Origin of the sequence: Pantoea sp. USMM079, from assembly GCF_037153115.1 — a bacterium.
GTDB classification, from domain to species: Bacteria; Pseudomonadota; Gammaproteobacteria; order Enterobacterales; family Enterobacteriaceae; genus Pantoea; species Pantoea communis.
This window is the reverse complement of the sequence record NZ_JBBCKX010000046.1, coordinates 1-9650: the sequence shown is the minus strand read 5'-3', so window position 1 is coordinate 9650 and position 9650 is coordinate 1. Positions and strand designations below refer to the sequence as shown.

Annotated in this window: 8 protein-coding genes, 1 rRNA gene and 1 pseudogene; 7 read left to right on the top strand and 3 right to left on the bottom strand. The window is 53.7% G+C overall.

Annotation, left to right across the window (positions count from 1 at the left end):
- Positions 1–177, top strand: a pseudogene (locus WFP70_RS26360) (IS4 family transposase); the annotation flags it as partial.
- A 34-nt stretch (positions 178–211) separates the two neighbouring features.
- Here WFP70_RS26360 and WFP70_RS26355 read toward each other — a convergent pair.
- Positions 212–1327, bottom strand: a complete 1116-nt coding sequence (locus WFP70_RS26355; RefSeq protein WP_337024888.1) for a tRNA/rRNA methyltransferase — start codon at positions 1325–1327, stop codon at positions 212–214.
- Between the two features lie 156 nt (positions 1328–1483).
- Here WFP70_RS26355 and trxC point away from each other — a divergent pair, with 156 nt between their 5' ends.
- The 6 genes from trxC (at position 1484) to WFP70_RS26320 (ending at position 8027) form a co-directional block, all read left to right on the top strand.
- Positions 1484–1903 (top strand): thioredoxin TrxC, encoded by a 420-nt coding sequence (gene trxC / locus WFP70_RS26350; protein ID WP_038645267.1) that lies wholly within the window; start codon positions 1484–1486, stop codon positions 1901–1903.
- Between the two features lie 78 nt (positions 1904–1981).
- Positions 1982–2674, top strand: coding sequence for a tRNA-uridine aminocarboxypropyltransferase (locus WFP70_RS26345; RefSeq protein WP_337024887.1), 693 nt, complete (start codon positions 1982–1984; stop codon positions 2672–2674).
- A gap of 85 nt (positions 2675–2759) precedes the next feature.
- Entirely contained in the window at positions 2760–3530 is a 771-nt protein-coding gene (locus tag WFP70_RS26340; RefSeq protein WP_337024886.1) for a YaeF family permuted papain-like enzyme, read from the top strand.
- Positions 3531–3573: 43 nt separating this feature from the next.
- The gene (locus WFP70_RS26335) at positions 3574–6225 is read left to right on the top strand and encodes a bifunctional acetate--CoA ligase family protein/GNAT family N-acetyltransferase (RefSeq protein ID WP_337024885.1); all 2652 of its coding nucleotides are present in this window, start codon (positions 3574–3576) and stop codon (positions 6223–6225) included.
- A gap of 122 nt (positions 6226–6347) precedes the next feature.
- Positions 6348–7703, top strand: coding sequence for a CDP-diacylglycerol--serine O-phosphatidyltransferase (gene pssA, locus WFP70_RS26325; protein WP_337024884.1), 1356 nt, complete (start codon positions 6348–6350; stop codon positions 7701–7703).
- Positions 7704–7706: 3 nt separating this feature from the next.
- Positions 7707–8027: a YfiM family lipoprotein gene (locus WFP70_RS26320; protein WP_337024883.1), complete on the top strand. Its 321-nt coding sequence runs from the start codon at positions 7707–7709 to the stop codon at positions 8025–8027.
- Here WFP70_RS26320 and WFP70_RS26315 read toward each other — a convergent pair whose 3' ends face one another.
- Together WFP70_RS26315 and rrf are read right to left on the bottom strand one after the other, a co-directional pair.
- Entirely contained in the window at positions 8028–9332 is a 1305-nt protein-coding gene (locus tag WFP70_RS26315) for an MFS family transporter (RefSeq protein ID WP_337024882.1), read from the bottom strand.
- Between the two features lie 212 nt (positions 9333–9544).
- Positions 9545–9650: ribosomal RNA gene (gene rrf / locus WFP70_RS26310) — 5S ribosomal RNA — on the bottom strand; the annotation flags it as partial.

Sequence of the window (9650 nt, the reverse complement as noted above, 5' to 3'; positions counted from 1 at the left end):
CTCTGGACACTTGAAGGCGCTTCGCCTGGGCGTATCCCGGAACTGGTAAAGGACGTAAGTTCGATAGCAGAGATGGTCAGACTACCGGGACGACGGGAGCGCTCGTTCCCAGGGGTGGTGAAAGAGAGACCCTATAAATATCCGACAGCCAGAAGAAAAAATGCCAGTCAGGCTTAACTGACTGGCATTAGGCCCGAAGGCCCGTTTTCTTTTATGCGTTCTGGCGCCACCATTCGGCGAGCAGAATGCCAGTCGCCACGGAGACGTTAAGACTCTCAACGTTGCCGGTACCGCCAATCGACAGGCTGATATCACCCTGCTGGAAGGCGCTGTCGGACAGACCTTCACGCTCCTGACCCAGTACCAACACCATTTTGGCTGGCAGCTCAGCTTTCGCCAGCGGCGTGCCTTCATGGCTGGAGGTGGTGACAATGGTGTAACCCGCTTTGCGGAAGGCTTCAAGGCCACTAGCAAAACTTTCACCGCTGATCGCCTGCACATGTTCTGCGCCACCTTCTGCGGTACGCACTGCCGCGCCCGATTCCAGCAGCGACGCGTCGTTGACCAGCAAACCTTTCACACCGAAGTGTGCGCAGCTACGCATGATGCCACCGAGATTGTGCGGGTTGCTGACATCTTCCAGCGCCAGCACGCAATCCCTGGTATCCGCTTTTTTCAGCCACTCAGAGACTTCCATGCCCATACGTTTCTTGATGATGAAGCACACGCCGCCGTGGTGTTCGGTGCCTGAAGCCTTAGTCAGCTCGGCATCATCCACCACGTGGTAGGCTTTACGGTTGGCCGCTAACCAACGCAGCGTTTCGCGGAAGCGCGGGGTGACGCTCTGGATAAACCAGGCACGTACAATGCTCTCTGGGCGGCTGGCAAACAGCGCCTGGCAGGCATTTTCGCCGTAAACGCGCGTCTCTTCCTGACGCTGACGGCGAATCTGCTCGGGGTCGATCACCGGCTTGTTGCTGGCTGCATCATCAACCTGGCTGTCATCAGCCACTGGCGGACGAGAAACGGTGCGCCACGGAGAATCACCGAAGCTGCGGTTGTCATCACGATCATCGCGACGACCGAAGCTGCGACCGCGGTCAGCATTGCGTGCATCACGCGCGGGCGTTCCGCGTCCACCTGCACTGCTGCGACCACCTTCTTCATTATTACTTGCAGTACGAGGACCAGAACGACGATTATCTTCCTGGCGCGCAGCAGGACGGCCGCCTTTGCCGGTACGGGGATTTGGCTTTTGGCCTGCATCCTCATCACGTACATACATCACTTTTACCTTGCCGCTTTTGCCTTTAAATTCGTCGTTCATTTGTTCCTCCTGCATTGAGAGCGCGAAGATTACCTGATGTGCTGGAGCTTAGCTATCAACTATTGAACCTATTGGGCAATCCAGATTGAGCATAGCACTCAACCTTTTCATAATGTTCGGCAATCATAACATTTACAGGTCCGGTTTGAGGTGACGATGAATACTGTATGTGCCTCCTGTCAGGCAACTAATCGCGTTCCCGAGGAACGCATTGCCGATGGCGCCAAGTGTGGTCGCTGTGGCGACGAGCTGTTCAATGGTGAAGTCGTGAATGCCACCGCAGCCACGCTGGATAAATATTTGCAGGACGATCTGCCCGTGGTGATCGACTTCTGGGCGCCATGGTGCGGCCCATGCGTGAACTTCGCGCCTGTTTTTAAGGATGTCGCTGACGAACGCCGCGGTAAAGTGCGCTTTGTGAAAGTGAACACGGAAGCCGAACCGGCACTCAGCTCACGCTTCCGCATCCGCAGTATCCCGACCATTATGGTGTTCAAAAAAGGTGAGATGGTCGACATGTTAAACGGGGCAATGCCCAAAGCGCCGTTTAATGAGTGGCTCGACGAATCACTTTAAGCACCTCAGGCCAGCCCCTGTGCTGGCCTTGCCGTTAGCCTTCCATTAAACTGGCGTTTTTTTCCTGCCTGCGATTCTATGTCTGAAAATGCCGTTCTGCGCTTACGTGCGCAACGTTTAGCACGCGCTACGCGCCCGTTTCTTGCCCGTGGCAATCGCGTGTTGCGTTGCCAGCGTTGTCTGTTGCCGCAAAAAAATTGCCTGTGTGCCACGCTGCAACCACAGCTAGCACGCAGCCGTTTTTGTCTGGTGATGTTCGATACCGAGCCAATGAAACCCAGTAATACCGGACGCCTGATTGCCGATATCCTGCCTGATACGCTGGCGTTTGGCTGGTCACGCACCGAACCTGATGAAGCGATGCTCACAGCAGTGCAAACCACCGATTATCAGCCACTGGTAGTATTTCCGGGCTCGTATGCCGATGCAGGCAGGGAAGTCCTCACCACACCTCCGCTCACCGGCAAACCACCGCTATTTATTATGCTGGATGGCACCTGGACCGAAGCCCGCAAAATGTTCCGCAAAAGCCCCTGGCTGGATGCGTTCCCGGTGATGTCACTCAACGTTTCCACACCGTCGCGCTACACGCTGCGGGAAGCGCACGGCGAGGGCCAGCATTGTACCGCTGAAGTGGCCGCCGCGCTGCTGGAACAGGCTGGCGATGCTGAGGCAGCAAGCGCGTTACAGCAGCATTTTGAGCATTTCCGTCACGCTTATTTGGCAGGCAAGCCGCATCATCCTGTGCACTATCAGGAAAGTGTGCTGTAGGGATCGCCTGATTTTTTAACTCGTCCGTTTGATTTATAGTCGCACATCGCCATGGAGTTGGCTCCCAACATAAGGATGATGCGCTATGAAAGTCTGGTGGCTTGTTGTGCTGCTGATAGCGGGCTGCAGCACGGCACCGCAAACTGACCGCCCTTACCCACTGCAGTTACAATCCGTTAGCACACGTCCAGGTGGCATGATTAGTGTTGCTGAATTGCAGCCCGGTGATTTGCTGCTCTCCTCTGCCACCTCGCCTCAATCCTGGGGCATTCGCCTGATTAGCTTCAGCGGTGTCAGCCATGCCGCAATCTACCTGGGTGATCGGCAAGTGGCGGAAGCCGTGGGCAGTGGTGTCAAAATCATTCCGCTGCAACAGGCTATTGAGGAGAGTAATAATGTGTTGGTGCTACGCGTGCCCAGCCTCACTCAAGACCAAAGCTCGCTGTTGCGCGAATTTGCCCACCAGCAACAAGGCAAAAAATACAATTTCAAAGGTATCGTGATGTTCATGCCGTTTATGGTTTCGCGCCGCGTCTGCGAGCTGCCGCTGATGCATGAAAATCTACGCAGTGCCTGTCTCACTGCATTAGCGCGCGTGCAACTCGCCGACGTTGACGATCCTCAAGCCAATCGCTTCTTCTGCTCAGAATTCGTCATCGCAGGATATCGCCATGCAGGCGTCGAGCTACTTCAGGGACAGGCGAGCTGGGTCAGTCCGGCTGATCTCATGCATCTGCGTGATGGAGATGTCTCAGCATGGCATAGCGAGCAGAATATGCAGTACATCGGCCATTTAAAGCGCTGGAACCTTAAAGAGATCCTCAGCCTGCGATCGGCGAGTCGGCAAGCAGAGTAAAAAGCGTTTACAATCATGCCAATCTTGATGTCGGGAGCGGATGATGAGCCAACGCGGACTGGAAGCACTGTTACGACCTAAATCAATCGCGGTGATTGGTGCGTCAGTTACACCGGGGCGCGCCGGCTACTTTATGATGCGTAATTTGCTGGCTGGCGGATTTAGCGGTCCGGTGCTGCCGGTCACGCCGAAGTATAAAGCCGTAAGCGGTGTGCTGGCCTGGCCGGATATTGCCAGCCTGCCGTTCGCGCCCGATCTCGCCATTATCTGTACTCATGCCAAACGCAATCTGGAGCTGCTGCAGCAGCTGGGTGAAAAAGGCTGCAAAGCCTGCATCATTCTCTCCTCGCCCGCCAGTCAGCTTGAAGAATTGAAGGCCTGTGCCAGCCAGTGGCAAATCCGCCTGCTCGGCCCGAACAGTCTGGGATTGCTGGCCCCGTGGCAAGGATTAAACGCCAGCTTCTCGCCGGTGCCGATCGCAAAAGGACGCATTGCCTTTATTTCTCAATCCGCTGCGGTATCCAACACCATTCTTGATTGGGCTCAGCAGCGCAATCTCGGCTTCTCCTGGTTTATCGCTTTGGGCGACAGTCTGGATATTGATGTTGATGATTTGCTGGATTTCCTGGCGCGTGACGGTAAAACCAGCGCTATTCTGCTCTATCTGGAGCATCTCAGTGATGCGCGCCGCTTTGTTTCGGCCTCTCGTAGCGCCTCACGCAATAAACCGATTCTGGTGATCAAAAGCGGTCGCAGCCATCAGGCACAGGCGATGATTGGCACACTCAGCGGGCTGGATGCAGCATGGGATGCCGCGATTCAGCGTGCCGGTTTGCTGCGGGTGCAGGACACGCATGAACTGTTTTCAGCGGTGGAATCGCTGAGCCATATGCGTCCATTGCGAGGGGATAGATTGATGATCATCAGCAATGGCGCAGCCCCCGCTGCCTTAGCACTGGATGAGCTGTACGCGCGTAATGGCAAACTGGCTACGCTGAGTGATGAGACTTTACAAGCCTTGACCACGTTGTTGCCCGAGGGCGTTGGCCGCGGTAATCCGCTGGATCTCAAGGACGATGCCACCCCAGCGCGCTATGTTGCCTGCATTGAACAACTACTGGATAGCCATGAACTCGATGCATTAATGATTATCCATGCCCCGAGCGCCGTGTCTCCCGCCACCGAAACGGCCGAGCAAATTATTGCGGCAGTGGCAAAACATCCGCGCGGCAAACAGGTGACACTTCTCACTAACTGGTGTGGCGAATACTCGTCACAAGCCGCTCGTCGTGCTTTCACTCAGGCCGGAATCCCCACCTGGCGCACGCCGGAAGGCACGGTGACCGCTTTCATGCACCAGGTCGAATATCGCCGTAACCAGAAGCAATTGCGTGAAACCCCCGCTTTGCCGATAGGCCTGACACAAAATAGTACGCAGGCGCACCAGTTGATTCAGCAAGCGCTGGATCAGGGGATCAACACGCTGGATACCCACGAAGTGCAGCCGGTGCTGCAAGCGTATGGTTTGTCGACGCTACCGACCTGGATTGCGAGTGACAGCCGTGAGGCCGCCACTATTGCCGATCAGATTGGTTATCCGGTGGCGCTTAAGCTGCGGTCGCCGGATATTCCACACAAATCAGAAGTTCAGGGCGTGATGCTGTATCTGCGCAGTTGTGAGGAGGTCGAGCAGGCCGCTGAAGCGATATTTGATCGCGTGCGCCATACCCATCCTCAAGCCCGAATTGATGGATTGCTGGTACAAAGCATGGCGAATCGTGCGGGTGCGCAGGAATTACGCGTGGTGGTGGAGCAAGATCCGCTGTTTGGTCCCATCATTATGCTGGGTGAAGGCGGCGTAGAGTGGCAGGCCGATAAACAGGCTGCCGTCGCACTCCCCCCATTGAACATGACGCTGGCGCGCTATCTGGTGATTCAGGCGATGAAGAGCGGCAAAGTGCGCAGTCGCAGTGCGTTGCGTCCACTGGATATTGCCGGGCTAAGCCAATTGCTGGTGCAGGTTTCAAATCTGGTGGTAGATTGCCCGGAGATCCAGCGGCTGGATATCCATCCGCTGCTGGCATCCGCTAATGAATTCACCTTGCTGGATGTCACGCTGCAACTCGCGCCCTTTACCGGTGATAACGAAGCGCGTCTGGCTATCCGTCCTTACCCGCATCATCTTGAAGAACAAGTACAGCTGAAAGATGGGCAGTATTGCCTGTTCCGTCCTATCTTGCCGGAAGATGAACCACAACTGCGCGCGTTTATCGCTCAGGTAACGAAGGAAGACCTTTATTATCGTTATTTCAGTGAGATCAATGAGTTCACGCATGAGGATCTCGCCAACATGACCCAAATCGACTATGACCGAGAGATGGCCATTGTTGCAGTACGACAGCACGACGGGAATGATGAGATTATTGGTGTGACGCGTGCGATCTCAGATGCCGATAACATTGATGCGGAGTTTTCGGTGCTGGTGCGCTCCGATCTTAAAGGACTCGGGATGGGCAGACGATTGCTGGAAAAGATGATCCGCTATACGCGCGATCATGGTCTGCAACAATTGAACGGTATCACCATGCCACACAACACCGGCATGATTACGCTGGCACGAAAACTGAATTTTCGTGTGAATATTCAATTGGATGATGGCATTGTCAGCCTGAATTTACCGCTCGGTGAGGCGTGATGATATCCTGTACAGAAAGGTAAAAATCCTCCTTATCAGGCCGGTTGATGTTATTATTTACCGTTAGGATCATGATTTGATGGCAAAAGGCCATGCAATGAACAGAGAAGAAGTGCACTGTGATGTTGTCTAAATTTAAACGCAATAAACACCAACAACACCTCGCACAGCTGCCTAAACTGTCACAATCCGTGTCGGATGTGACCACGCTTTACTCGCCTGCCGAGTTCCGTAAGACCCTGCTGACGAAAATCGCTGCGGCTGAAAAACGCATCTGCATCGCCGCGCTCTATCTCGAGAACGACGACGGCGGGCGTGGCATCATGCAGGCACTCTATGCTGCGCGTCAGGCACGTCCGGAGCTGGATATCAGCATTCTGGTGGATTGGCATCGCGCGCAGCGTGGCCGAATTGGCGCCGCTCGTGGACTGACCAATGCTGATTGGTATTGCGAGATGGCAGCACAGCATCCCGATATCGCTATTCCAGTGTATGGCATTCCCGTTAACACGCGTGAAGCACTTGGCGTACTGCATCTTAAAGGCTTCATTATTGATGACACCTTACTGTATAGCGGCGCCAGCCTGAATGATGTTTATCTGCATCAGCATGATAAATATCGCTATGATCGCTATCAGCTAATCCGCAATCCACAATTGGCGGACACCATGTACGCGTGGATTTGCGAAAATCTCAAGCAGTCCGATGCGGTTAATCGCCTTGACCAGACTGAGCGTCCATCCAGCCCTGAAATTAAAAACGAAACACGCCAGTTCCGCCAGGATTTGCGCAGTTTTAACTACCAGTTCGCGGGGAATACTGACAATGACTCACTGGCGGTCACGCCGCTGGTGGGCCTTGGCAAACGCAGTCTGCTCAATAAAACCATCTTCCATTTGATGCCGTGCGCCGAGCGTAAACTGACGCTGTGCACGCCTTACTTCAACCTGCCAGCGATCCTGGTGCGTAATCTGATCCACCTGCTGCGTCAGGGTAAAGAAGTGGAGATCATCGTGGGCGATAAAACCGCCAACGATTTCTACATCCCGCCTGACCAGCCGTTTAAAATCATCGGCGCACTGCCCTATCTGTATGAGATCAACCTGCGACGCTTTCTGAGCCGTTTGCAGTATTACGTCAATAATGGCCAGTTGACGGTGCGTTTGTGGAAAGACGGCGAAAACAGTTATCACCTAAAAGGCATTTGGGTGGATGACGAGTGGATGATGATTACCGGTAATAACCTTAATCCGCGCGCCTGGCGACTGGATTTGGAAAATGCGGTGCTTATCCATGATCCGAAGAATGAGCTGGCAGAACAGCGCGAGAAAGAGCTGGCGTTGATTCGTGAACATACCACGACGGTCCAGCACTTCCGCGAATTAGAGAGTATTTCTTACTATCCGGCGAAGGTACGTAAGTTAATCCGTCGTCTACGCCGTATCCGTATTGACCGTCTTATCAGTCGCTTACTCTAGCAGATGCGTGCGTTCACCCTCTGCGTAGTTTTACTTTGTAGTGGATGTGCGCATGTGGCTCAAGATAACTGGACCGGTAAGGACAAAGCCGAACACTTCTTCTCTTCTGCCGTGCTAGCCGCTGCCGGCAGTGAAATCTCCCAACACCAGCATCAAAGCCGTGGACAAAATTTACGTTTTGGCTTTTTGTTCTCGCTGAGTTTTGGCGTAGGAAAAGAGTTATATGACAGCCGCTCTTCGGGGAGCGGCTGGAGTTGGAAAGATCTCAGTTATGACGTTGCGGGAGCGGCCACTGGCGTTGCCTTGTGGAATTTAAGCCAATAATCACAGTGTAATGCCCTTCCCTCTGCGATGGAGCATCAGGGAAATAACGAAGGCCAACGCCCCCATCGCCGACACATACCAGAAGAAACTGGTTTCAATCCCCTCTTTCTTCAGCAGTAAAGCGACATACTCGGCCGAACCACCAAAGATCGCATTAGCCACCGCATAAGATAAGCCAACACCTAGCGCGCGCACTTCTGGCGGGAACATTTCTGCTTTCAGAATGCCACTGATGGCGGTATAGAAGCTGGTGATAATCAGCGCCAGCATGATCAGTGCAAATGCGGCCCAACCGCTCTGCACATTTTGCAGCATCATCAGGATCGGTACGGTACAGATCGCTGCACCCGCACCAAAGATCATCATCGAGGATCGACGACCGATCTTATCTGAAAGCGCTCCAACGATCGGCTGAATCAACATGAAGACGAATAATGCAGCTGTCATCAATCCACTGGCGCTGCGTGCATCCATCCCTGCCGTGTTGACGAGATACTTTTGCATGTAGGTGGTAAAGGTGTAGAAGCTCAGTGAACCGCCGGCAGTAAAGCCCAATACCATCAGAAATGCGCGTGAGTGATTGCGCAGCAAACCCATAACGCTGCCCGCATCTTTATGTTCCCGATTCTTTTTCTCGGAGGTTTCATTCAGTGAGCGACGCAGCCACAGAGCGACCACAGCCAGCACTGCGCCAAGGAAGAAGGGGATACGCCAACCCCAACTGCGCAACTCTTCGTCGCTGAGGATCTGTTGCAGCACCACTACGGTAAGTACCGCTAACAGCTGCCCGCCGATCAGCGTCACGTACTGGAATGATGCGTAAAATCCTTTACGGCCCTCTAAAGCGACTTCACTCATGTAAGTGGCGCTGGTGCCATACTCTCCTCCCACTGACAACCCTTGAAACATACGCGCCAGCAGCAGGATCACCGGTGCCGCTACGCCAATTTCGCCGTACCCTGGCAGGCAGGCGATCACCAGGGAGCCTAAACACATCATGCAGACAGAAATCAGCATTGAGTTTTTACGTCCATGGCGATCGGCGATATAGCCAAACAGCCAGCCACCAATCGGACGCATCAAAAATCCAGCGGCGAATACACCTGCTGTTTGCAGTAACTGCGTAGTGGTATCGCCTGCCGGGAAGAATACATGCGCGAAATAGAGTGAGAAAAAGGAGTAAACGTAGAAATCAAACCATTCGACCAGATTGCCTGATGATGCGCCAACAATCGCCCAGATGCGCTGTTTGCTGTTTATCGTTGATTCAGATGGTGCCACTTTTTGTTGTAGTGAGTCGGTCATGTCTTACCTCATTTCCTTGCGATAAATTAATGCCAAAGGATTCAGTAAAGCACGTGTTGGGCGGTTTCGGGAATTGGATGACGTTGAAGGTGCTAATTTGTGATTAGTAAGGGATTTTTGGGGTGAAATTAGGGCGATTGCATGCAATTTCAGCGTTATATAGACGTAAAAAAACCCTGAACTTTCGTTCAGGGTTTCTTCACTTGTTTGATGCCTGGCAGTTCCCTACTCTCGCATGGGGAGGCCCCACACTACCATCGGCGCTACGGCGTTTCACTTCTGAGTTCGGCATGGGGTCAGGTGGGACCACCGCGCTAC